The organism is Nonomuraea roseoviolacea subsp. carminata (assembly GCF_024172185.1).
Lineage (GTDB): Bacteria > Actinomycetota > Actinomycetes > Streptosporangiales > Streptosporangiaceae > Nonomuraea > Nonomuraea roseoviolacea.
In genome coordinates, this window is the sequence record NZ_JAMZEC010000001.1 from 3,779,308 (window position 1) to 3,801,519 (window position 22,212).

The 22,212-nt window shown below is 72.1% G+C and carries 23 protein-coding genes, 2 tRNA genes and 1 other RNA gene; 16 read left to right on the forward strand and 10 right to left on the reverse strand.

The window, feature by feature from the left end; translation table 11 throughout:
- Positions 1 to 12: 12 nt before the first annotated feature.
- Positions 13 to 258 (reverse strand): hypothetical protein, encoded by a 246-nt coding sequence (locus tag HD595_RS17665; RefSeq protein WP_175590175.1) that lies wholly within the window; start codon positions 256 to 258, stop codon positions 13 to 15.
- A 169-nt stretch (positions 259 to 427) separates the two neighbouring features.
- Positions 428 to 1,066: a uracil phosphoribosyltransferase gene (gene upp / locus HD595_RS17670; RefSeq protein WP_253770384.1), complete on the reverse strand. Its 639-nt coding sequence runs from the start codon at positions 1,064 to 1,066 to the stop codon at positions 428 to 430.
- 141 nt (positions 1,067 to 1,207) lie between these two features.
- On the opposite strand from upp, the gene HD595_RS17675 reads away from it, so the two are divergent.
- The 4 genes from HD595_RS17675 to HD595_RS17690 all read left to right on the forward strand — a co-directional run bounded on the left by HD595_RS17675 (position 1,208) and on the right by HD595_RS17690 (position 2,809).
- Positions 1,208 to 1,717: a tRNA adenosine deaminase-associated protein gene (locus HD595_RS17675; protein WP_253770386.1), complete on the forward strand. Its 510-nt coding sequence runs from the start codon at positions 1,208 to 1,210 to the stop codon at positions 1,715 to 1,717.
- 48 nt (positions 1,718 to 1,765) lie between these two features.
- Entirely contained in the window at positions 1,766 to 2,239 is a 474-nt protein-coding gene (locus tag HD595_RS17680) for a tRNA adenosine deaminase-associated protein (protein ID WP_253770388.1), read from the forward strand.
- A 32-nt stretch (positions 2,240 to 2,271) separates the two neighbouring features.
- Positions 2,272 to 2,709 carry a nucleoside deaminase gene (locus HD595_RS17685; protein WP_253781220.1) on the forward strand — a complete coding sequence of 146 codons (438 nt, stop codon included), beginning with the start codon at positions 2,272 to 2,274 and terminating at the stop codon, positions 2,707 to 2,709.
- Between the two features lie 10 nt (positions 2,710 to 2,719).
- A tRNA-Ser gene (locus tag HD595_RS17690) sits at positions 2,720 to 2,809 on the forward strand.
- A 50-nt stretch (positions 2,810 to 2,859) separates the two neighbouring features.
- On the opposite strand, the gene HD595_RS17695 is transcribed toward HD595_RS17690, so the two are convergent.
- Positions 2,860 to 3,156, reverse strand: a complete 297-nt coding sequence (locus HD595_RS17695; protein ID WP_253770390.1) for a type II toxin-antitoxin system VapB family antitoxin — start codon at positions 3,154 to 3,156, stop codon at positions 2,860 to 2,862.
- Positions 3,157 to 3,238: 82 nt separating this feature from the next.
- Entirely contained in the window at positions 3,239 to 4,075 is an 837-nt protein-coding gene (gene ypfJ / locus HD595_RS17700; RefSeq protein WP_253770393.1) for a KPN_02809 family neutral zinc metallopeptidase, read from the reverse strand.
- 130 nt (positions 4,076 to 4,205) lie between these two features.
- On the opposite strand from ypfJ, the gene HD595_RS17705 reads away from it, so the two are divergent.
- The gene (locus tag HD595_RS17705; protein ID WP_253770395.1) at positions 4,206 to 4,847 is read left to right on the forward strand and encodes a LysE family translocator; all 642 of its coding nucleotides are present in this window, start codon (positions 4,206 to 4,208) and stop codon (positions 4,845 to 4,847) included.
- 27 nt (positions 4,848 to 4,874) lie between these two features.
- On the opposite strand, the gene HD595_RS17710 is transcribed toward HD595_RS17705, so the two are convergent.
- From HD595_RS17710 to HD595_RS17720, 3 genes are all read right to left on the reverse strand, one after another.
- Complete coding sequence (locus HD595_RS17710; protein ID WP_253770397.1) at positions 4,875 to 6,074, reverse strand: MFS transporter; 1,200 nt, start codon at positions 6,072 to 6,074, stop codon at positions 4,875 to 4,877.
- A gap of 75 nt (positions 6,075 to 6,149) precedes the next feature.
- Positions 6,150 to 6,749 carry a TetR/AcrR family transcriptional regulator gene (locus tag HD595_RS17715; RefSeq protein ID WP_253770399.1) on the reverse strand — a complete coding sequence of 200 codons (600 nt, stop codon included), beginning with the start codon at positions 6,747 to 6,749 and terminating at the stop codon, positions 6,150 to 6,152.
- 17 nt (positions 6,750 to 6,766) lie between these two features.
- Positions 6,767 to 7,708, reverse strand: coding sequence for a LysR family transcriptional regulator (locus tag HD595_RS17720; protein ID WP_253770401.1), 942 nt, complete (start codon positions 7,706 to 7,708; stop codon positions 6,767 to 6,769).
- A gap of 121 nt (positions 7,709 to 7,829) precedes the next feature.
- On the opposite strand from HD595_RS17720, the gene HD595_RS17725 reads away from it, so the two are divergent.
- Complete coding sequence (locus tag HD595_RS17725) at positions 7,830 to 8,753, forward strand: zinc-binding dehydrogenase (RefSeq protein ID WP_253770403.1); 924 nt, start codon at positions 7,830 to 7,832, stop codon at positions 8,751 to 8,753.
- Positions 8,750 to 9,814 carry an alpha/beta hydrolase family protein gene (locus tag HD595_RS17730; RefSeq protein WP_253770405.1) on the forward strand — a complete coding sequence of 355 codons (1,065 nt, stop codon included), beginning with the start codon at positions 8,750 to 8,752 and terminating at the stop codon, positions 9,812 to 9,814. The genes HD595_RS17725 and HD595_RS17730 overlap by 4 nt, the downstream gene beginning before the upstream one ends.
- Before the next feature lie 146 nt (positions 9,815 to 9,960).
- Here the strand turns inward: HD595_RS17730 and HD595_RS17735 are convergent.
- Positions 9,961 to 10,048, reverse strand: a tRNA-Ser gene (locus tag HD595_RS17735).
- Between the two features lie 96 nt (positions 10,049 to 10,144).
- Between HD595_RS17735 and ffs the strand changes: the two genes are divergently transcribed.
- Both ffs and HD595_RS17745 read left to right on the forward strand, forming a co-directional pair.
- An RNA gene (gene ffs, locus HD595_RS17740) (signal recognition particle sRNA small type) lies at positions 10,145 to 10,240 on the forward strand.
- Between the two features lie 30 nt (positions 10,241 to 10,270).
- Positions 10,271 to 13,069: a DNA polymerase III subunit gamma and tau gene (locus HD595_RS17745; RefSeq protein WP_420540710.1), complete on the forward strand. Its 2,799-nt coding sequence runs from the start codon at positions 10,271 to 10,273 to the stop codon at positions 13,067 to 13,069.
- 378 nt (positions 13,070 to 13,447) lie between these two features.
- On the opposite strand, the gene HD595_RS17750 is transcribed toward HD595_RS17745, so the two are convergent.
- A complete protein-coding gene (locus HD595_RS17750; protein ID WP_253770407.1) occupies positions 13,448 to 15,067 on the reverse strand; it encodes a helix-turn-helix domain-containing protein in 1,620 nt (539 codons plus the stop codon).
- A 325-nt stretch (positions 15,068 to 15,392) separates the two neighbouring features.
- Here HD595_RS17750 and HD595_RS17755 point away from each other — a divergent pair, with 325 nt between their 5' ends.
- The 5 genes from HD595_RS17755 to HD595_RS17775 all read left to right on the forward strand — a co-directional run bounded on the left by HD595_RS17755 (position 15,393) and on the right by HD595_RS17775 (position 19,310).
- The gene (locus tag HD595_RS17755; RefSeq protein ID WP_175590162.1) at positions 15,393 to 15,743 is read left to right on the forward strand and encodes a YbaB/EbfC family nucleoid-associated protein; all 351 of its coding nucleotides are present in this window, start codon (positions 15,393 to 15,395) and stop codon (positions 15,741 to 15,743) included.
- 3 nt (positions 15,744 to 15,746) lie between these two features.
- Positions 15,747 to 16,346 carry a recombination mediator RecR gene (recR, locus tag HD595_RS17760; protein ID WP_175590161.1) on the forward strand — a complete coding sequence of 200 codons (600 nt, stop codon included), beginning with the start codon at positions 15,747 to 15,749 and terminating at the stop codon, positions 16,344 to 16,346.
- Positions 16,339 to 16,869, forward strand: a complete 531-nt coding sequence (locus HD595_RS17765) for a DUF5063 domain-containing protein (RefSeq protein WP_175590160.1) — start codon at positions 16,339 to 16,341, stop codon at positions 16,867 to 16,869. The genes recR and HD595_RS17765 overlap by 8 nt, the downstream gene beginning before the upstream one ends.
- 111 nt (positions 16,870 to 16,980) lie before the next feature.
- Positions 16,981 to 18,255: an aspartate kinase gene (locus HD595_RS17770; RefSeq protein ID WP_175604105.1), complete on the forward strand. Its 1,275-nt coding sequence runs from the start codon at positions 16,981 to 16,983 to the stop codon at positions 18,253 to 18,255.
- Positions 18,252 to 19,310: an aspartate-semialdehyde dehydrogenase gene (locus HD595_RS17775; RefSeq protein ID WP_253770409.1), complete on the forward strand. Its 1,059-nt coding sequence runs from the start codon at positions 18,252 to 18,254 to the stop codon at positions 19,308 to 19,310. Before HD595_RS17770 ends, HD595_RS17775 begins: the two co-directional genes overlap by 4 nt.
- 303 nt (positions 19,311 to 19,613) lie before the next feature.
- On the opposite strand, the gene HD595_RS17780 is transcribed toward HD595_RS17775, so the two are convergent.
- A complete protein-coding gene (locus HD595_RS17780; RefSeq protein WP_253770411.1) occupies positions 19,614 to 20,114 on the reverse strand; it encodes a hypothetical protein in 501 nt (166 codons plus the stop codon).
- A gap of 288 nt (positions 20,115 to 20,402) precedes the next feature.
- Here HD595_RS17780 and HD595_RS17785 point away from each other — a divergent pair, with 288 nt between their 5' ends.
- Both HD595_RS17785 and HD595_RS17790 read left to right on the forward strand, forming a co-directional pair.
- Positions 20,403 to 21,071, forward strand: coding sequence for a TetR/AcrR family transcriptional regulator (locus tag HD595_RS17785; protein WP_175604108.1), 669 nt, complete (start codon positions 20,403 to 20,405; stop codon positions 21,069 to 21,071).
- Positions 21,072 to 21,169: 98 nt separating this feature from the next.
- Entirely contained in the window at positions 21,170 to 22,162 is a 993-nt protein-coding gene (locus HD595_RS17790) for an LLM class F420-dependent oxidoreductase (protein ID WP_253781221.1), read from the forward strand.
- The last annotated feature ends 50 nt before the right edge of the window (positions 22,163 to 22,212 follow it).

Sequence of the window (22,212 nt, forward strand, 5' to 3'; positions counted from 1 at the left end):
TTGAGATCTTGCCTAGCCTCGCTCGCTCGCCACGAGCGCGAGGACGTGAAGGTGCTTGCGCGCGATCCGCTCGACGAGGCTCGGATGCGCGTAGCCGGTGACTTCCAGCGCGCCGTAGTGCGCCGCCTCCACGCAGCGGGTTACGGTGGTCGCCGAGTGAACGCCGGCGAACTCGTCACGCAGCGTGGTCTCGACGTCCGCGTACGGCGTCGGGACGTCCGCGTACGGACTCGGATCCGCCTCGGTGTGCTCGCTCACGAGAACACCCCGGCTGCCGCCAGCTCGTTCATCTCGCGCCCCCCTCGCGCCCATGCGGAAGTTGCCTTCCCCTCGCTACGTACCCATGCAACCACATTATGTAACGAGTGAACCACTCGGCGTGACGGAAAGGTGATTTCTCAGGCGAGCATCTCGTCGGAGAGAGGGGTCAGACGACGCCGTACAGCCGGTCGCCCGCGTCGCCCAGGCCCGGCACGATGTAGCCGTTCTCGTTGAGCCGCTCGTCCAGCGCCGCGGTGACCACGCGGATCGGCTTGCCGGAGCCGGCGAAGAACTCGTCCATGTGCGCCAGGCCCTCCGGCGCCGCGAGCAGGCAGATCGCCGTGACGTCGTCGGCGCCCCGGTCGAAGAGGAACTGCACGGCCGCCGCCAGCGTGCCGCCGGTGGCCAGCATCGGGTCCACCACGTAGCACTGCCGCCCGGACAGGTCGTCGGGCAGCCGGGTGGCGTACGTCTCGGCCTGGAGCGTCGACTCGTTGCGGATCATGCCGAGGAACCCCACCTCGGCCGTGGGCAGCAGCCGGGTCATGCCGTCGAGCATGCCGAGCCCGGCCCGCAGGATCGGCACCACGAGCGGGTACGGCCGCGCCATCCGCACGCCGTGCGCCTCGGCCACCGGGGTCCGCACGCTCACGTCGGCGACGCGGACGTCGCGGGTCGCCTCGTACGCCAGCAGCGTCACCAACTCGTCCGCGAGCCTACGGAACGTGGGCGAATCGGTACGGACATCGCGCAGCGTGGTGAGCTTGTGGGCCACGAGCGGATGGTCGACGACGAGGGTTTCCATAAGGGATAACGCTATCTTGTGTGGGACGTACCGGCACGTCGTGCCCCGGTTTTGATCACAATTTGGTCAGACCGGCACGCGTGCATCGGTGCTCTCTGGAACGATTGGGAGCCCGTAGGGGCCACATGGGTGGGGTGGACGATGACAGACGAGGACGCGTTCGACTTCGCCATCGTGGTTTATCGCGAAGACGAATGCTGGGACGCCGAGATGCTGCCGGTGGCGCTCACGTCGGATCTGCACGGCCTGATCAAGGCCCTGCGCCAGCAGCCGAGCGAGAGCGGCACCATCGGCCTGGTCGCGGTGGGTGACGAGTTCTTCGTGGCGCTGCGGGTGCTCGGGGAGCGCGTCGACGTGTTCCTGTCCGACATCGCCGCCTCCTGGGACTTCCCGCTGGCCCAGCAGGTGCTCGAATACCTCGACGTGCCGATCCCCGACGAGGACGAGCTGGAGGAGATCCTCCAGGACGAGGAGGTCGCGCTCCCCGCGGGAGACCTGTCGATCTTCGCCGATCTGGGTCTGGACGAGATGGAGCTGGGCATCCTGTCGGGTGACATGGACCTTCTGCCCGAGGACGTGCTGTCCAGCATCGCCGCGCGGCTCGGCTTCTCCGAGCCGTTCGAGCGCGCCATCGAGTCGGTCTTCGGCTGAGCCTCGGACCTTGCACGCCCGGAGCCTGGACACCTGGAGCTTGGAGACATGCCGAACACGTTCGCCGCGGCTTTCGTCAGGACCCCGGACGGCTGGAGCGGCGCCGAGGTCGACCTGAGCGGGGCCGAGATCGTCGACGACCTCGGCGACGCGGTGACCGAGGCGCTCGGCCTGTCCGGTGACGAGCTGGCGCTGCTCTGCGTCGAGGCCGAGGACGAGTGGTTCGCCATCGTGCGTTACGTCGACGACGTGGAGCCCCGCGTGTTCCTCTCCGACGCCCACGCCATCGCGCCGGGCAGCCTCGGCGAGCTGTTCGCCGAGTTCGCGGGCGTGAGCGCGGACAAGGAGGGCAACGCGCTCGGCGTCCGCCCGGCGGGCGACTTCGACCTGCTGAGCGACCTCGGCCTCAGCTCGGAGGAGCTGCTGGAGCTGAGCATGGAGGAGGGCGTGCTGCCGGCCGACGTCCTGTCCGTGATCGCCGAGCGGCTGTCGTTCGCCGACGAGCTCGACCGGTTGCGGTGACCTCGGCGCCCGACATCCCGTACGGCGAGGCGATGCGGCTGGCGCTGGCGGAGGCCGTGGCCGCGGGTGAGCGCGGCGAGGTGCCCGTCGGCGCGGTCGTGCTCGACGCGGCCGGTGAGGTGCTGGCGGCCGCGGGCAACGACCGCGAGTCCGCGGCCGACCCGACCGGGCACGCCGAGGTGCTCGCGCTGCGCGCGGCCGCGCGCTCCAGGGGCTCGTGGCGGCTGGACGGCTGCACGCTCGTGGTGACGCTGGAGCCGTGCACGATGTGCGCGGGCGCGGCGGTGCTGGCCCGGGTGGACCGGATCGTGTACGGCGCGGTCGACGTGAAGGGCGGCGCCGTGGGGTCGCTGTGGGACGTCGTCAGGGACCGCCGGCTCAACCACCGGCCGGAGGTCGTCATGGGCGTGATGGCCGAAGAATGCGCCGCGATCCTCACGACGTTCTTCGCCACTCGCCGGATCCGGTAAGCTCGTCGGCGGTGGTGTCGCCTAGTGGCCGAGGGCGCACGCCTCGAAAGCGTGTGATGGGGCAACTCATCCGTGGGTTCAAATCCCACCACCACCGCCACGGAAAAGGGCCTCCGACCTGTCAGCCAGGTCGGAGGCCCTTTTCGCGTGTCAGGAGGGCAGGTCCAGCACCCGGGCGTGCAGGATGGAGCGCTGGTGCAGGGCGGCCCGCAGCGCCCGGTGCAGGCCGTCCTCCAGGTAGAGCTCGCCCTGCCACTGCACCACGTGCGGGAAGAGGTCGCCGTAGAAGGTGGAGTCCGCGGCGAGCAGCGAGTGCAGGTCCAGCATCGCCTTCGTGGTGATCAGCGAGTCGAGTCGGACCTGACGCGGCGGGATCTGGGCCCACTCTCGGATGGTCAGACCGTGTTCGGGATAAGGCCGTCCGTCGCCGACCAGCTTGAAGATCACCCCATAGAGTTTAGGAGAGATTCAGCCTGGATGTGCTGTTCGCGAGAATTCTCGGAGCCGGTGATGGACAGGTTCGGCCCGGTCACCTGGTCGCGCACGACGACGGCTTGCCGGAACCGTACCCCTGCTTGAAGGCGTTCACCCGCTGCTCCGACGAGCCGTGCGTGAACGAGTCGGGATCGACCCGCCCCTGGGTGCGCTGCTGGATCCGATCGTCGCCCACGGCCGCCGCCGCGTCCAGTGCCTCGGCGATGTCGGTGTCGGTGAAGGGCTTGTCGTAGAAGCCGGTGTCGATGGCGTTCTTGGCCCACACGCCCGCGTAGCAGTCGGCCTGCAGCTCCGTGGCCACCGAGCCGCCGCCCTCCAGCGCGCCGGTGAGGTTCTGCACGTGGTGCCCGTACTCGTGGGCGATCACGTACGCCTGGGCGAACGGGCCGCCCTTGGCGCCGAACCGGCTGTGCAGGTCGTCGAAGAAGCTCAGGTCGAGGTAGACGCGCTGGTCGCCGGGGCAGTAGAAGGGGCCGACCGAGGAGTCGGCCGCGCCGCAGGCCGTGCGGACGCCGCCCGAGTACAGGATGGTCTTGGCGGGCCGGTATCCCGAGACCTCGTCCTTCCAGTAGTCCTGGATGCTGTTGACCACGCCGATCACCCGGCACTTCTCCGACTGGTCGGCGTCCTTGCCGGTCTTGCACTCCTGCGACAGGTTGGTGGCCGGCTGCCGCTGGGCGGGCTGCTTGTCGCCGCCACCGCCGCCGACGTTGTTCAGCAGGAACACCACGACCATGACGATCAGGGTGACGATGCCGCCGCCTCCCAGGACCATGCCGCCGGGGAAGCCGCCCCCACCGCCGCCTCCGCCGCTGCCGCCGACGTCCTCCACCTGGGAGGAGTCGAGGTTGACGTCGTCTCGGAAGTCCATCGCCAACGTCCCTTCTCGTGTGCCCGCATCCCAGCTTCCCGAAAGTGGGCTGGAGATTCCATGGCGGTGCGGACGGGCCGGTCGGGAGGGGTCCCTGCACAATTTCGGATATGTCCGATAATCTGCGGAAATGACCGCTGGCTTGATCGGGATCGCGCTCGTGTCCCTCGGCATGGTTCTCACGCCCGGGCCGAACATGATCTACCTCGTGTCGCGCTCCATCACCCAGGGCCGGCGGGCGGGGCTGATCTCGCTCACCGGCGTCGCGCTGGGCTTCAGCATCTACCTGACCGCCACCTGCCTGGGGCTGACCGCGATCTTCGCCTACGTGCCCGCCGCGTACACCGCGCTCAAGCTGGCCGGCGCCGCGTACCTGCTCTGGCTGGCCTGGAACGCCGTCAGGCCCGGCGGCACCTCCGCCTTCGAGCCGCGCGAGCTGTCCGTGGAACCGCCGCGCAAACTGTTCGCCATGGGCCTGTTCACCTGCCTGCTCAACCCCAAGATCGCCATCCTGTACCTGTCGCTGCTGCCGCAGTTCATCGACCAGCAGATGGGGCACGTGCTGCTCCAGAGCCTGGCGCTCGGCTCGGTCCAGATCGCGATCGGCACGCTGGTCAACGGGATCATCGCGGTCAGCGCCGGCAGCCTGGCCGCCTTCCTGGCCCGCCGCCCGCTGTGGCTGCGCGTGCAGCGGTACTTCATGGGCGCCGTCCTCGGCGGCATCGCCATCCGCCTGGCCACCGACCGGTCCAAGGCTCTGCTGGCGGCCTGACGCCGGGCCGGGCTCGGCGGGGTCGCGTCAGGCCGACGGGACGGACTCCTTCGCCGTGCCGGGCTCGGTCGCGGCGGTCCGGCTCCGGCCGCGTTCCGGAAGCAGCGTGAGCAGCCCCAGTACGGCCAGCGCCGCGCCGAGCCAGAGCGGCGCCCGCAGCCCGTACGCGTCGACGGCCAGTCCGCCCACCGACGAGCCCACCATCACCCCCAGCGTGATGAACGACGAGTGGACCGTGTTCACGAGCGGGCCCGCGTTGCCGGCCCGCTGGACGCGGGTGGCCATGGCCGGGTTCATGGTGACGCCGACCAGGCCGACCCCCAGCATGAACGCCACCGCCGCCACGCTCACGTGGGCCAGCAGCGCGAACCCGGCCAGGAACACCGCGTTCAGGGTCAGGCCGGTCACCAGCACCGCGATGGTGTGCCGGTCGGCGAGGCGGCCCACGACGTGGTTGCCGATGACGGTCGCGGCGCCGTAGGCGACCAGCAGGTAGGGGACGGCTCCGGTGGCGAAGCCGGCCAGGCCGGTGAGGATCGGGTTGAGGTAGCTGAACGCGGAGAACGTCGCGCCGATGATGAGCGTGCTGGTGAGGAACGCCGACAGCAGGCGTACGTCACGGAACACCGCGAGCTGTCCGCGCAGGTCCGCGCCCTCGGCGCCGCCCCCGCCGTCGGCTCGGGTGAGGCGCGGAACGCCCCGGAGGGTGGCCGGCGCGGCGACCAGGGTGAGCGCGCCGACCGCCCAGAACGCCGCCCGCCAGCCGAACCGCTCGCCGATCATCGTGGACAGCGGCAGGCCGAGCAGGGTGCCGACCATCAGCCCGTTCATGACCACGGCGATGGCCCGGCCGCGCACCTCCGGCCGGGCGAGCCGCACGGCCAGCGAGACCGTCACGCCGAAGAACGCCTGGGAGGCGACGCCGGTGATGATCCGCGCCACCACCATGACCGGATAGGACGGGGCCGCGGCCGCCAGCACGTTGCCGGCCAGGAAGACGGCGAACAGCGTCATCAGGGCGTCCCTGGGGCGCAGCCGTGACAGGGCCACGGTCATGACCGGCCCGCCGAGGGCCATCGCCGCGGCGAAGGCGGTGATGAGGTACCCGATCTGCGGGACGGTGGCGCCGAGCCCCCGGGCCATCTGGGGCATCAGCCCGGCGACGGCGAACTCGCTGGTGACCATGGCGAAGATGCCGAAGGCCAGGACGTACACGGATCTGGGCAAGAGAGGCTCCTCCAGTTTTGCACTGATCGATGCAGAATGCGGGCATGGTCGTGGCCCCGGCGAGAGAGCCGGGGTTCAGGAGGCGGTGAGGGCGTCCAGCGCCGTCGCGGCGATGGACTCCAGCGTGGCCCGGTCGGCCCCGCCCTGGGCGGCGACGCGGATGCCGGCCGTCACGGCGTTGAGGTAGCGGGCCAGCGAGGCCGCGTCGCGGGACGACCGGACGTCGCCGTCGCGGCGCCCTTCCTCGACGGCCGCGCGCAGGCTTTCCAGGCGGCGCGCCGCGTCGTGGTCGAGCAGCCGGGCGATCTCCGGGTCGCGCCCGCCGAACTCCACGGTCGTGTTCACGCCCAGGCATCCGATGCTGGGCGCGTCGCCCCGGAACGTGAACTCGTCTTCGATGATCTTGGCGAACAGCGCCCGGATCCGCTCGACGGCGGGCCGGTCGCCGTCCTCCAGGATCGCCGCCTGCGCGGCCGTCATGGTCTCGGTGTAGCGGATCAGCGCCCGCCGGAACAGCTCGTGCTTGCTGGTGAACGCGTTGTAGACGCTGCTGCGGTCGAGGCCGGTGGCCTCGCACAGGTCGCGCGTGGAGGTGCCCTCGTAGCCGTGCAGCCAGAAGGCCCGCATCGCCTGTTCGAGCACCCGGTCCTCGTCGAACGTCCGCGGTCGTGCCATGAGGGGCACGTTACCCGTTATGCATCGGTTGGTGCAAAACCTCGGTCGTTCTCGGGCAGCCAGTCGCGGGCGGGGTCGTACTCCAGCCACCGGTTGCGCTCGGCCTCTGCCGCGAACGCGCTCACCAGGGCGTCCAGCATCGGATGGGCGCCGTTGCCACGCCAGAGCAGCGACCAGGCGTACAGGGGGGTCGGGCCGACCAGGGGGACCGAACGGATCTCCGGGCGCCCCGGGAGCGGCACGTCCGCCGGCAGCAGGCCGAAGCGGCGCGGATCGGCGGCCAGGTCGGACAGGAAGTGCTCCAGCCCGAGGTTCGTGCCCTCGGCGCGGTCGCGGATGCCGAACGACTCGGCGAACCGGTGCAGGAAGTCCAGCCGGTGCAGCGGCCCGGGAGCCCAGAGCACGCTGTCGCGCAACCGCGACGGCCGGATCTCCGGCGCGTGCGCCAGCGGGTGGTCCGCGCTGAGGACCACGTCCACCGGCTCCAGCCGTACCAGGCGATGCGTCAGCCCCGCGTGCAGCGGCTCGTGGACGCGGCCGAAGGCGGCGTCGATGTCACCGTGCGCGAGAGCGGCGACCACCGAGGGCAGGTCACGGCCGTGCCCGAGTTCCAGCCGTGGTCCGGGGGCCGTCACCTGCGCCAGCGTGCGCATGGGGGCGTACAGGTGGCCCCACACGTCGATCCGCAGCGGACGGTGCTCGTCCGCGAGCGCCGCCACCGCCAGGTCCGCGGCGGCCAGCGCCTGCCGGGCCGGCTCCAGGAAACGCCGCCCGGCCTCGGTGAGCCGCACTCCCTGGCCGCCCCGGTCGAGCAGGCGCCTGCCCAGCGCGGACTCCAGGCGGGCGATCCGCTTGGACAGCGCCTGCTGGGAGATCGAGAGCTCGTCGGCCGCGTGGCCGAAGTGCAGCTCCTCGGCCGCCAGCACGAACGCGCGCACCTGCGCCAGGTCCAGGTCCACGCCCGTCACCTTAGGCGACCCGGCCGAGTCACCGGCTCCCACCTCCGCCGACAACCGATGGTTGTCGGCCTGTCGCGTCCGTTGTTGGAGCGCGCGACTCGGATGCCGTTTTCATGGCCGCATGCGCAGATTGATCCCTACAGGAGACGCGGCGCGACCGGTGGACTTCGCCGAGGACGCGCAGCCCGTGCCCGCCCCGGACGAGGCGGTGGTCAAGGTGGAGGCGTTCTCACCGAACCGCGGCGAGACGTTCCTGCTCGAAGCGCCCCGGCCCGGCCTGAAACCGGGCAAGGACGTCGCCGGCCTGGTCGTGCGGGCCGCCGCGGACGGCTCGGGCCCCCCGGCCGGCACCCGGGTGGTGGGCCACCCGCCGGCGGGCGGCTGGGCCGAGTACGCGGCCGTGCCCGCCCACTCGCTCGCCGTCCTGCCCGACGAGATCACCACCGTCCAGGCCGCCGCCCTGCCGCTGGCCGGGATCACCGCGCTCCGGCTGCTGCGCGCGGCGGGCGCCCTGACGGGCAGGCGGGTGCTGCTGACCGGCGCCTCCGGCGGAGTGGGGCATTACGTGACGGAGATCGCCGCGGCGGCCGGTGCCGAGGTGACCGCCGTGACGGCCACGGCGGAGCGCGGCGCTCGCCTGCGCGAGCTGGGCGCCGCCGCGATCGTGCACGACGTGGCGGAGGCGGAGGGCCCGTTCGACGTGGTGCTGGAGTCCACGGGTGGCGACGCGACGGCGACCGCGCTGGCCAGGCTCGTCCCGGGCGGCACGCTGGTCTGGTTCGGTCAGGCGGGCCGTAAGCCGGCGACGGTCGATTTCTTCGACCTGCTGGCCGGGCCGGAGAACTGCGTGATCCGGCACTTCCACTACGCGGGCGCGCCGTACGGAGCCGACCTGGCCACCCTGGTCCGCCTGGTGGCCGCCGGCCGGCTGCACCCGGAGCTCGGCCGTACCGCCGACTGGAGCCGCACCGCCGAGGTCCTGGTCGACCTGCGGGAACGCCGCATCCGCGGCAAGGCCGTACTGACGATCGGAGCCACCCGATGAGCACCCCCGAAGGCCGCCCGGCGGACACGCCGCCGAGCGTCGCGGACTTCGCCGCCGCGAACCTGTCGCGCGCGACCGGAGCCGGTCTCGACCTTCACGAGTACCAGCGCGTCACGGGCGAACTGGCCGCCGCCCAGACCGAACGAGGAGAAATCGTGGGCCTGGACTCGTGGGGCGCCGCCTTCATGCGCGCCGCGCGCGGCCATCTGGCGCGCGCCGAGCGGGCGACCACCGCGATCTCGGCAGGCGAGCACTTCCGGACGGCGGCACGCTGGTTCCACTTCGCCACCCTGGGACCCAACCCCGAGAGCGCCCTGGCCGCCACCGAGGCGGACACCGCCATGGGCCGCGCGCTGGACCTGCTGGAGCCGGGTGCGCGCCGGATCGAGGGACCCGACTTCACCGGCTGGCTGCGCGGCCCCGCCGACGCCCCCGCCACCGTGGTGGTGGTCCCGGGCCTGGACTCCGGCAAGGAGGAGTTCCACGACGTGATCGACGCCCTGCTGCGCCGGGGCATGGCCGTGTTCGCCATGGACGGGCCGGGACAGGGCGCGCTCGCGGCCACCACCACTGTCCGCGCCGACTACCACCAGGTCATCGGCCAGGTCGCCGACGCGCTGGGCACGGCGAGAGTGGGACTCGTCGGGCTCAGCCTCGGCGGCTACTACGTCGCGGAAAGCGCCGCCCGCGAACCCCGCGTCGCCGCCGCCGTCACCGTCAGCGGCCCCTTCCGCCTGCACTGGGACGCCCTGCCGCAGCCCGTACGGGACCTGCTCAGCCGGCGCGCCGGCGGACAGGAGGCGGCCCGGCGCTTCGCCGGCCAGGTGGACCTGTCCACCCTCGCCCCGCGGATCACCTGCCCGCTGCTGGTGGTGGACGGCGGCGAGGACGTGATCCCCGGCGTGACCGACGGCGAGCCGCTGGCCCGCCTGGCGCGACACGGACAGTACGTGCGCATCCCGCACGGCGACCACCTGCTCGGCAACGCCCGCCCGGACTGGCTGGCGGCCGCCGCCGACTGGATGTCCGCCGCGCTCACAGAACCGGCCCCACCGCGCTGATCACCGCCCGGGAGGCGGCGAGGAGCGGGAAGGACCCGGCGAAGAGGGCGAGCTGCGGCCCAAAGCGAGAGGTGCGGCCCAAAGCGAGAGGGGCGGCCCAAAGCGAGAGGGGCCATGCCGCTGATCACGGCATGGCCCCTCTGAGCTGGCGGAGGATGGGGGATTTGAACCCCCGATAGGTTGCCCTATACACGCTTTCCAAGCGTGCGCCCTCGGCCACTAGGCGAATCCTCCGCCGACGAGCTTACCGGACTTCCGGCGGTGCGGAGACCACGATTTTCGAGGTGGATTTCGCTGCAGCGAGCACTGCCGTATCCCGCTAGACTGTCCAAGGACCCCTCGCGCGGCGTCATCCTGTGAACCTCCCCAGGGCCGGAAGGCAGCAAGGATAAGCGGGCTCTGGCGGGTGTGCGAGGGGTTCTCTTCGTTTGGGCCCCTCGCAGGCGGGATGGTCGCATGAGCCTTGCGCTTTATCGCAAGTACCGACCCGGGACCTTCGCCGAGGTCAAGGGACAGGAGCACGTCACCGATCCGCTGCGCCAGGCGCTGCGTACGGGGCGCATCAACCACGCCTACCTGTTCAGCGGCCCGCGCGGGTGCGGCAAGACGTCCAGCGCGCGCATCCTGGCCCGCTCCCTCAACTGTGAGAAGGGCCCCACGCCCGACCCCTGCGGCGTCTGCGAGTCCTGCGTCGCCCTGGCCCCCACCGGCCCCGGCCACCTCGACGTCATCGAGATCGACGCGGCGTCCCACGGCGGCGTCGACGACGCGCGCGACCTGCGCGAGCGGGCCTTCTTCGCCCCGGTCTCCGCCCGCTACAAGATCTACATCATCGACGAGGCGCACATGGTGACCCGCGAGGGTTTCAACGCGCTGCTCAAACTCGTCGAGGAGCCCCCGCCGCACCTGAAGTTCATCTTCGCGACGACGGAGCCCGAGAAGGTCATCGGGACCATCAAGTCGCGCACCCATCACTACCCGTTCCGCCTGATGCCCCCGGCGACGCTGCGCGCGCTGCTGGAGGAGATCCTCTCCTCCGAGAGCGTCCCCTTCGAGCCGAACGCCCTTCCGCTGGTCGTGCGGGCCGGCGCCGGGTCCGCGCGCGACTCGCTGTCGATCCTCGACCAGCTCCTCGCGGGCGCCGAGGACGACGGCATCACGTACGCCAAGGCCGTCTCCCTGCTCGGCTACACCGACGGCGACCTGCTCGACGAGATCGTCAACGCCTTCGCCGCCCGTGACGGCGCGCGGGTGTTCCACGCGGTCAACCGCGTCATCGAGGGCGGCCACGACCCGCGCCGCTTCGCCTCCGACCTGCTGGAACGTTTCCGCGACCTGGTCATCCTGGCCAACGTCCCCGAGGCGGCGTCCAGCGGCCTGCTCGACCGCCCGGCCGACGAGCTGGAGCGCCTGGTGCAGCAGGCCGGCTCGATGGGGCCCGCCGAGCTGACGCGGGCCGCCGAGGTGTTCAACGCCGGGCTGACGGAGATGCGCGGCGCGACCTCGCCCCGGCTGCTGCTGGAGCTGATGTGCGCGCGCGTCCTGCTCCCCGGCGCCGCGCAGGGTGAGGAGGCGCTGCTCGCGCGCCTCGAACGCCTGGAGCGCGGCGGCACGCTCGCCGCCATGGCGGCCCGCTCGGGCGCGCCGGTCCCAGGCGCAGCCCTGGGTACGGCCGGCCACGGTGGAGTCCCGGGTGCCGTCGGCCAGGGTGGAGCCCCAGGTGCGGCCGGGCACGGCGCGGTTCCGGGCATGGCGGCACAGGGCGCTTCGTTCGGCCCGGGGGCCTCGGCTGTCCCGGGCACCGCCGCTTCCGTGGTGCCCGCCGCCCACGCGGGCTCGGCCGGTGACGTGCCGGGCGCGGGAGGGGCCGCCTCCGAGGGGGCGGGCGTCGCGGGCCAGTCCACGGGCGGCGGCCACGCGGCTGCCGGAGTCGGTCACGCGGGCGCCGGGAGCGGTCAGGGCGGTGCGGTGGCGGGTGGCGCTGTGACGGGCGGTGCGGGTGCCGGTGTGTCCGGTGCCGCGCAGGAGGACGACGGCTGGCCCGAGACCGTGCGCCCCGGCGCGCCCCAGCAGCAGACCCCCGGACACGGACAACCCGGCGCCTCCGGCCAGGGTCACGGCGCGCCCGCGGGAGCCGATGCGGCCGGTCAGGCGGGCGGACACGCCCCGGCAGGCGGTCATGCCCCGGCAGGGCAGCCGGGCGCGGGCGGTGGTTCGGGGCTCGCCCTGCTCCAGCAGCAGTGGCCCGCCGTGCTCGCGGCGCTCAAGCAGCGCAGCATCGTCGTCTGGGCCAACGTCAGCACCAACGCCCAGGTCGTCGGCATCGAAGGCAACATCGTCACGCTCGGCTTCAGCCAGGTCGGCGCCATGAAGAACTTCACCGGCGGAGGCAAGGACGCCGTCGTGGCCGCCGCGCTGGGTGACGTCCTCGGCAACACCTGGCGGGTGGAGTCGGTCGTCGGCGGCTCCCCGGTCGCGGGCGGGTCGCGTGGCCCGGCCGGCGGTCCGCCGCCCGGCCCGGCGCGGCCTCAGTCGCAGCCGGTTCCGCAGCAGCAGGCCGCTCCGGCGTCCCACGCGCCCGGCGGTCCGGCCTCGCACACGCAGTCCGGCCGTACGGGCTCGCACGGCTCGTCCCACGACGGCGCCGGCGCCCAGGAGTCCGGCGACTCCGGCGCGCCGGGGGCTCCTCCGGCCGCCCAGGGCGGCCCCGCTCAGCAGGGTGGCCCAGGTCAGCAGGGCGGCCAGGGTCAGGTGTCCGGTGGGCATGGCAGGCAGACGACCGACGAGTCGTGGCCCGCGGCTCCGGACGACCCCGGCATGGGCTCGCCCCCCACTCCCGATCCCACCGACACGAGTCTCGTCAGGGGCGGCGGCGCGTGGGGCGCCGATGCGGGCCCGCAGGGCGGCGCACTGGCGGCGGCCGGCCTGGCGAGCGGCGGCACGACCGGCCCCGGGGCGCCTTCCAACGGCGCGGCGGGCTCGGGCGTCGCCGGCGCCGGCGCGGTCGGTCCCGGTTTGGCCGCCGCGCGGTCCGCGGCCAGGGCGGCGGCGCAGGCCGGTCCCCGGGCTCCGGGGGCGCGCCCCGCGTCCACGTCCGCGTGGCCGGAGACGGTGCCGAGCCGCAACAGGGTGCCCGAGTCCGACGACGTGGACCCGCTGAACGACGTGAACGCCGACGTGCACGAACTGTCCGGCATGGCCCTGCTCCAGCGGGAGCTCGGCGCCACGGTCATCGGCGAGATCAACCACGCCTGACCGCCTCCACTTGAGGCGTAGGGGAGGGGCGCTGTGCCTCTTGGCGCCAAGGCCGCAGGTTCAAGGGAGGTGCGGTCTTCCGGGGGCCTCAGCGCGCAGGGCGGCGTGGCGGCGCAAAGGTGAGGCGCGGTGTGCTGGGGGAGAGGGCGCAGGTTTCGAGGAGCGCAATCTTCCGGGGGTGGCGGTATGCATGTAGGCACGGCGGCGTTTGGTGGGGCGCGGTGTGCTGTGCGGAGGGGGCCGCAGCTCCTGAGGGAGGCCGGAGGTCTGTGAGAGCTCGGGGCTGATGTGCGGCGAGTCGCAGAGGTAGAGGGGGGCGCGGCGCGTCGGGTGGAGACGTGGCTGCTGTATGCGTGGCGTGGGCCGGGGCGGGGTGGGTCAGCAGGCGTAGAGGCGGGCGCGGGCGGCGGCGGCGCGGTGGTCGGCGAAGGGTAAGGACTCCGCGAGTCGTTCGAGGATCTGCAGGTCGTCGCGGCCGTTGGCGGTCTGCGCGTACGTCCACAGGTCGTCGGGGGAGCCGTGCAGCAGGAGGCAGGCGCGTACCTGCACCTCCAGTTCGTCGCGTTCGCGGCGGATCTCCGGTGACTCCGAGCGCGGCAGCAGCGGGCCCTTGTACGTGCGGGCCAGCGCCGCGGGCGCGTTGGCCGCCAGCAGGTGTCTCAGCTCCAGGAAGTCGGCCTCCACCGGGGAGGTCAGCCGGTACGGCTTGGCGCCGATGGTGCCCCGGAGCTGGGCGCGCAGCCGGTGGATCTCGGCCCTGATGGTGACCGGGTTGCCCGCGTCGCCGTACAGGTGGAAGGAGAGCTGTTCGGCGCTGAGACCGCGGGGGTGGAGGGCGAGCAGGGCGAGGATCTCGGCGTGGCGCAGGGAGAGGGGCAGGCGGCGCTCGCCGACGGCGGCCGTGGGGATGCCCTCGCCCAGGAAGCAGAGACGGAGCGCGGGGGGCGGGGAAGGCGCGGTCGTCACGGGCGTCGTCGTGCCGCTCACCAGATAGCCGTCGCAGAACGGCTCCAGCGTCACCGTCCTCCCGTCGCGCAGCAGCAGGCGGTCACCGTCGGCGGGGAGCCGCACGCGCGGGCCGAGGGCGCCGCCCGGGTCGCCGGCGATGACGCGGCCGGTGGCCGACAGCAGGATCCCGGGCCTGCCGCGCAGTTCCTCGTAGCGGCGGAGGAGGCGCTCGTCGCGTTCGTACATGCGCAGGGCGAGCTGCGACTCGGCGAGCCGGGCGACGGTGCCGACCAGGGCGGCGGTGGCCGGGTGCAGGCTGGGCGCGGTGCCGCTGACGTCGACGCAGCCCAGCACCTCGCCCGAGTCGGGGTCGACGATGGGGGCGGCGCTGCACGACCAGACGTGCAGCAGGCGCAGCAGATGCTCGGCGGAGTAGACGTTCACCGGGCGCAGCGCCGCCAGGGCGGTGCCGATGCCGTTGGTGCCCATGCGCTCCTCGGACCAGCCGTGGCCCTCGCTCAGGCCGATGCGGTCGGCGCTGCGCATGACGCCGAGGTTGCCGTCGCGCCACAGCACCCGGCCGTCCCTGTCGGTGACGACCACGATGTGCCGGGACTCGTCGGCCATCCGCGCGAGCGTCTCGGTGAGCAGCGGCAGCAGGGGGCGCAGCGGGTGGGCGTCGCGCAGGTCGCCGAGGTGGGACAGGTCGAGGCTGAGGGGGGCGGGGCCGTGCTCCGGGTCGACGCCGGCCTCGACGGAGCGGCGCCAGGAGGTGGAGATGAGCCGGCGCGTCCCCTCGCCGAGGCCCGGCACCCTGCCGCGCGCCGCCGCCACGGTTTCGCCGGAGTCCGACGTCCTGCCGCGCGTCGCCGCCACGGGCTCGCCGGAGTCCGATGTCCCGCCGCGCGCCGCCGCCACGGGTTCGCCGGCGCGGGGTGTCCTGCCGGGTGCCGCCGGGGCGGGGCCGCCGGGGTCGCCCGCTCCGCTCAGCGCCTCGTCGTGGGCGGCGCGCAGGCGGCGGGAGTACGCATCGAGATCGGCGTAACTCATCGGCCACTCCAAGTAGTCGACCCGTATGGCGAGCATCCGCGTTCGGGGGCGGTCGGCGCAAGTACTTCGACGTATCGCGCACGGTGATGACCCGGTCGCAACGTGTGTGCAACGTGAAGGAGTCTACGGTCGGGCACCGAACGCCGGCCCGGCGCGGCCGCTCCGGCCGGCGTGCCGGCCGGGTCTCGGACACTGGAGGGGGGCCGGGACCCGGCCGAACAGAACGACCTGAGGTGAAACACTGGTAAGCCCCCAGTACATGACGGGCTCCAAACGCCGTAGGCTCGTGGCAGTCAAGAACGCGGAGCCACGAGGAGCGCAGACGGTGAACCCAGGGGATGTCAACCTGCAGCAGCTGCTGGAGCAGGCCCAGCTCATGCAGCAGCAGCTCGTGAGCGCCCAGCAGGAGCTCAACGACTCGCAGATCGAGGGCTCGGCCGGCGGGGGCCTGGTCACGGCCGTCGTCAACGGCTCGGGAGAGCTGCTCGAACTCAAGATCAACCCGAGTGTCGTCGACGCCGGCGACCCGCAGGACACCGCCGACACCATCGCCGACCTGGTGATCGCGGCCGTCCGTGACGCGGTCCGGGCGGCGGCCGACCTGCAGCAGGAGAAGCTCGGGCCGCTCGCGCAGGGCCTCGGCGGCGGCGGTCTCGGTCAGCTGCCAGGGTTCTAGACCATGTACGAAGGTGTCGTCCAGAACCTGATCGACGAGCTCGGGCTGCTGCCGGGGGTCGGGCCGAAGAGCGCGCAGCGCATCGCGTTCCACCTGCTGGCGGCCGACCCGGCCGACGTCAAACGGCTGGCGCACGCCCTGCTGGAGGTCAAGGAGAAGGCCCGGTTCTGCCGGGTGTGCGGCAACGTGGCCTCCGAGGAGGAGTGCCGGATCTGCCGCGACCCGCGTCGCGACACCCATGTGATCTGCGTGGTGGAGGAGTCGAAGGACGTCGTCGCGATCGAGAAGACGCGCGAGTTCCGCGGCACCTACCACGTGCTCGGCGGCGCGATCAGCCCGATCGACGGCATCGGGCCCGACGACCTGCGCATCCGCGAGCTCATGACGCGCCTGGCCGACGGCCGGGTCACGGAGCTGATCCTCGCCACCGACCCCAACCTCGAGGGCGAGGCGACGGCGACCTATCTGGCCCGGCTGGTCAAGCCGATGGGCATGAAGGTGACACGATTGGCCAGCGGCCTGCCCGTGGGCGGTGACCTGGAGTACGCCGACGAGGTGACGCTGGGCCGGGCGTTCGAAGGACGGAGGCTGTTGGATGTCTGACCAGTGGAGCGCGCTGGCCGAGGAGATCGCGGCGCACGCGCAGAACTACCTGGACGGCCTGACCAGGGTCGCGGGCGGCGAGGGCGGCGACGCCATCTGGTCCCTGCTGCTGGTCGAGGTCGCGCAGATGAGTCTCGCGGGAGCCAAGCTCGGGGCGAACGAGGACGTGATCCTCTCCGGCAACAACGAGCCTCCGCTGAGTGAGGACCCCGACATCGACGGCGTGCGCACCGCGCTGGCCGAGCGGCTCGGGGCGGTCGACGACTACGCCGAGGTGTTCGACCCGTACAAGGACACGAACGTCACGCCGTACCGGCTGTCCGACGACCTGACCGCGGTGGCCGCCGACCTCATCCACGGGCTGCGGCACTACCAGGCGGGCCGGCCGCACGAGGCGCTGTGGTGGTGGCAGTACTCCTACTTCAACACGTGGGGCAACCACGCGGGCGCGGCGATGCGGGCGCTGCAGGCGCTGGCTGCGCACTCGCGTCTCGACGTCGCGGAGGAGACCACGGCCGTCTGATCCCACTGTCCACGGATCGACCCTGTCCGTCCCACATAGTGGTATGGGCCAGCGGTGGCACGAGATGCCCCCAGTAGACTGGCAGCTCACAGTCCAATCCGGGAGACTCTCGTGGCGCTCGTTGTGCAAAAGTACGGTGGTTCGTCCGTCGCCGACGCGTCCTGCATCAAGCGGGTCGCGCAGCGGATCGTCGCGACGAAGAAAGCCGGCAACGACGTCGTCGTGATCGTCTCAGCCATGGGCGACACGACGGACGAGCTGCTCGACCTGGCCGAGCAGGTGTCGCCGCTGCCTCCGGGCCGCGAGCTCGACATGCTGCTGACCTCCGGCGAGCGCATCTCGATGGCCCTGCTGGCGATGGCGATCGCCAACCTGGGTCACGAGGCGCGCTCGTTCACGGGCTCGCAGGCGGGCGTGATCACCGACTCCACGCACGGCAAGGCGCGCATCATCGACGTGACGCCGAGCCGCATCCGCGAGGCGCTCGACCGCGGCCACATCGCGATCGTGGCCGGGTTCCAGGGCGTCTCGCAGGACACCAAGGACATCACGACGCTGGGCCGGGGCGGCTCCGACACCACGGCGGTGGCGCTCGCGGCGGCTCTGCAGGCCGACGTGTGCGAGATCTACACCGACGTCGACGGCATCTTCACCGCCGACCCGCGCATCGTGCCCGCGGCCCGCAAGATCCCCAAGATCTCGTACGACGAGATGATGGAGATGGCGGCCTGCGGGGCCAAGATCCTCCACCTGCGGTGCGTCGAGTACGCTCGCCGTTTCGACCTGCCGATCCACGTACGCAGCTCGTTCAGCACCAAGGAAGGCACGTGGGTCGTCTCCGACCCTTACACCGAAGGAACCGAGATGGAGCAGCCGATCATCTCCGGCGTCGCGCACGACCGGAGCGAGGCCAAGATCACCGTTGTCGGTGTGCCCGACAAGGTCGGAGAGGCTGCCGCGATCTTCAAAACTCTGGCGGACGCCGAGATCAACATCGACATGATCGTGCAGAACGTCTCGGCCGCGGCGACGGGCCGCACCGACATCTCCTTCACGCTGCCCACGGCCGACAGCTCGACGGCGTTGACGGCGCTGAAGAAGATCCAGGGTGACATCGCCTACGAGTCGCTGCTGTTCGACGACCAGATCGGCAAGGTGTCGCTGATCGGCGCGGGCATGCGCTCGCACCCCGGCGTCACCGCGACGTTCTTCGCCGCCCTCGCCGACGCGGGGGTCAACATCGAGATGATCTCCACCTCGGAGATCCGCATCTCCGTCATCGTCGGGCAGGACGGCGTGGACGCGGCCGTGGCGGCCGCCCACCGCGCCTTCGATCTCGACGCCGACCAGGTCGAAGCCGTGGTGTATGGAGGTACCGGACGATGAGCAGGCCCAACCTCGCCCTGATCGGCGCCACCGGCGCCGTGGGCACCGTCATGCGCGACATCGTGTCCACCCGTGACGACATCTGGGGCGAGATCCGTCTCGTCGCCTCCCCGCGCTCGGCGGGCAAGACGCTGAAGGTGCGCGGCGAGGACGTCGTCGTCCAGGCCCTCGCCCCCGAGGTGTTCGACGGCATCGACATCGCCATCTTCGACGTGCCCGACGAGGTCGCCGCCGAGTGGGTGCCGGTCGCCGCCGCGCGCGGCGCGATCGCGATCGACAAGTCCGGCACGTTCCGCATGGAGCCGGACGTCCCGCTGGTCGTGCCCGAGGTCAACCCGCAGGACGCGCGTCAGCGTCCCCGGGGCATCATCTCCACGCCCAACTGCACCACGCTGTCGATGATGGCCGCCATGGGCGCGCTGCACGCCGTGTACGGCCTCAAGGAGCTCGTCGTCGCCTCCTACCAGGCGGTCTCGGGCGCCGGCGTGGCCGGTCCGGCGCGGCTGTACGACGAGGTCGAGGCGCTGGCCGGCGACCGCTCGGTCGGCCAGACGGCCGGCGACGTGCGCAAGGTCCTGGCCAACAAGCTGTCCGACGACTCGCCGTTCCCGGCGCCCATCGCGTTCAACGTGGTGCCGTGGGCGGGCTCGTACAAGGACGGCGGCTGGGCCTCCGAGGAGGTCAAGCTCCGCAACGAGTCGCGCAAGATCCTCGGCATCCCCGACCTCAAGGTCTCCGCGACCTGCGTCAGGGTGCCCGTGGTGACCACGCACTCGCTGGCCGTCCACGCCCGCTTCGAGCGCGACGTCACGGTCGCCGACGCCCACCGGGTGCTGGAGGCGGCGCCGACCGTGGTGCTCATGGACGACCCGGCCAACGGGGTCTACCCGACGCCGCTCGACGTGGTCGGCAACGACCCCACCTACGTGGGCCGGATCCGGCAGGCGTTCGACTTCCCGAACACGCTCGACCTGTTCGTGTGCGGCGACAACCTGCGCAAGGGCGCGGCCCTCAACGCGGCGGAGATCGCCGAGCTGGTCGCGCGCGAGCTCTGAGCCGGTAGTGCTCCGAGCCGGTGGCGTTCCGAGCCGGTAGTGCTCTGAGCCGGTAGCGCTCTGAGCGGATAGCGCCCTGAGGCGGTGGCCGACGGGTGAGGGCGTGCGTGGACCTGTGTGGGTCCGCGTGCGCCCTTTCCGGTGTGTGGACGTACGTACGTGGTGCCGGGTTCCGGCGGGTGTACGTGCGTGGTCCCGGTTCCGGGTGTGTGTCCCCGGTTCCGGGTGCGGGCGTGCGTCGTCGGCACCGTACGTGCGGAGTGTGGTGGCCGAAGCGGCCGGGAAGGTGCCGCGGACGGGCCGTCAGCGGAACAGGATGTCCCAGTGGTCCGACTCGTCGGCGAAGATCGTGCCGGCGTCCGAGCGGTACAGGGGCGAGCCGTCGCCGCGCGTCCGGGTCTGCCGGTAGTGGTCGGTGATGTACTGGTCGATGCAGCGGTTGTGTGAGATGTCGAGCTTGTAGCCGGCCCCGTGGCTGTAGCGGCCGGGCGCGTGGCCGGCCTCGGTGCCGCCCGTCACGGTGATCGGGCAGCCGCTCTCGCGCTTGAGGTCGACGATCCGGTCGATCGTGCCGGTGCGCACCCGGTCCAGCGACGTGCAGGTGAAGATCCGCCGATCCGTGCAGTGCCCGGACGACTTGTAGCGCATCCCCGCCGCCTCCAGGAAGCCGGCGGCGAGGTCGTGCGACATCCGCACCATCGGCGCGTTGCGGGCGCGGACCTGGTCAAGGTCCGCCACGCGCGCCGCGCGGTGCTTGGCGGAGCCCCGTCGCGGGAGGGCGACGGAGTACGACCTGATGATCACTGGTGGCGTCGCACGCCGTTCGCCGTCCGTGTTCACGGAAGCGGCCGAGGCGGTGGACGCCAGCGCGATTATGGAGATCTCAATGCCGAGGAACGCGGCCAGCAGAGGCCGCACTCTTCCACGTATCCACATGTCGATGCCTTTTCGCGGAAATAGCCCTTCCGCCTGAAAACATCAATCCCATGCTTCACACCGGATAACCCGCGTCACTCCCGGATTTTGCCCTGTGGTGTCGATCACCGTGCGGCTCCATGACCTAACCCGGTACGAACCCGTAAAGTGACGAGCGTGTCCGAAGCCCGAAACCGAGGATCGGAGAGCACCCGAGAGGTCATCGTCGAGACGGCATTGCGACTGTTCCGGGAGCGCGGCTTCGACGCGACGACCATGCGCGCCATCGCGGCCGAGGCCGGGGTGTCGGTGGGTAACGCCTACTACTACTTCGAGAGCAAGGAGGCGTTGATCCAGGCGTACTACGACCGCGCCCAGACCGAGCACGAGGCCGCCTGCCGCCGGCTGCTCGACACGGAGACCTCCTTCGCAGCGCGGCTGAGCGGCGTGCTGCGCGAGTGGGTGCGCGTGTCGGAGCCGTACCACGAGTTCGCGGTGAAGTTCTTCAAGCACGCGGCCGAGCCGACCAACCCGCTGAGCCCGTTCAGCGCGCAGACCTCGCCGGCCCGTGAGGCGTCGATCGCCATCTACCGGCAGGTCGTCGAGGGCTCGCGCGACCGCATGAACGAGGACCTGCGCGAGGAGCTGCCCGAGCTGCTGTGGCTGCTGTCGATGGGCATGGTGCTGTTCTGGGTGCACGACACCTCGCCGGGCTGCGAGCGCACGTACCGGCTGATCGACGTGACCGTGCCGCTGGTGGACCGGCTCGTGGGGCTGTCGCACCTGCCGGGGCTGCGCGGGATCACCAAGGACTTCATCGCGGCGGTCCACGAACTGCGGGCGTGAGCCCCCGCGACGGCATACCGTCCGGTTGGTATGGTCGCCGGAGTACCGACGCCGAGCGGGAGGCCGCGATGACGCAGGATGCGATGACCCAGTACGCGATGACCCGGCAGGCCCCGCCGGAGCGGACCGTCCGGAACTGGGGCATGACCCTTCCCTTCCAGGACCGCTCGCTGGCCGAGTCCCGGACGCTGGTGGAGGAGCTGCCCGCGCTCGGCTACACCGACGTCTGGTCGGCCGAGGTGAGCGGCGTGGACGGCTTCGTGCCGCTGGCGCTGACCGCGCAGTGGGCGCCCCAGGTGCGGCTGGGCACCGCGATCGTGCCCGTCTCGACGCGCGGCCCGGCGCTGCTCGCCATGTCCGCCGCCACGCTGGCCGACCTGGCGCCCGGCCGGTTCGTGCTCGGCATCGGCTCCTCCTCGCCCGCGATCGTCGAGCGCTGGAACGCGGGCACGTTCGCCAAGCCGTACGCGCGGACCCGCGACACGCTGCGCTTCCTCAGGAAGGCGCTGGCGGGCGAGAAGGTGACCGAGAGGTACGAGACCTTCGAGATCGGCGGGTTCAGGCTGGAGAAGGCGCCTGTGGAGCCGCCCAGGATCGTGCTGGCGGCGCTGCGGCCCCGCATGCTGCGCCTGGCGGCCGAGGAGGCGGACGGCGCCATCACCAACTGGCTCTCGCCCGAGGACGTCCGGCGGGTGCGCGCGGAGATCGGGCCGGACACCGAGCTGATCGCCCGGCTGTTCGTGTGCGTGAGCGAGGACGCGGACCGGGTGCGGGCGCTGGCCCGTCGGCTGCTGGCCGCGTACCTGACCGTGCCGGTGTACGCGGCCTTCCACGAGTGGCTGGGCCGCGGCGAGGCGCTGCGGCCCATGCGCGAGGCGTGGGAGGCGGGCGACCGGCAGGCGGCGCTCAAGGCGATCCCGGACGAGGTGGTCGACGCGCTCGTGGTGCACGGGGACGCGGCCACGTGCCGGGCCCGCATCCGCGAGTACGTCGCCAACGGCCTGGACACTCCCGTCCTCGCCCCCGTCCCCGTCCCCGGCGGCGAGGTGCCGCTGGAGCAGGCCGTACGGGACCTCGCCCCCGGAGCCTGAGGCGCCCGCGGGAACCCGCGGCCCGGCCAACGCGTTATGTCGTGAGAGGC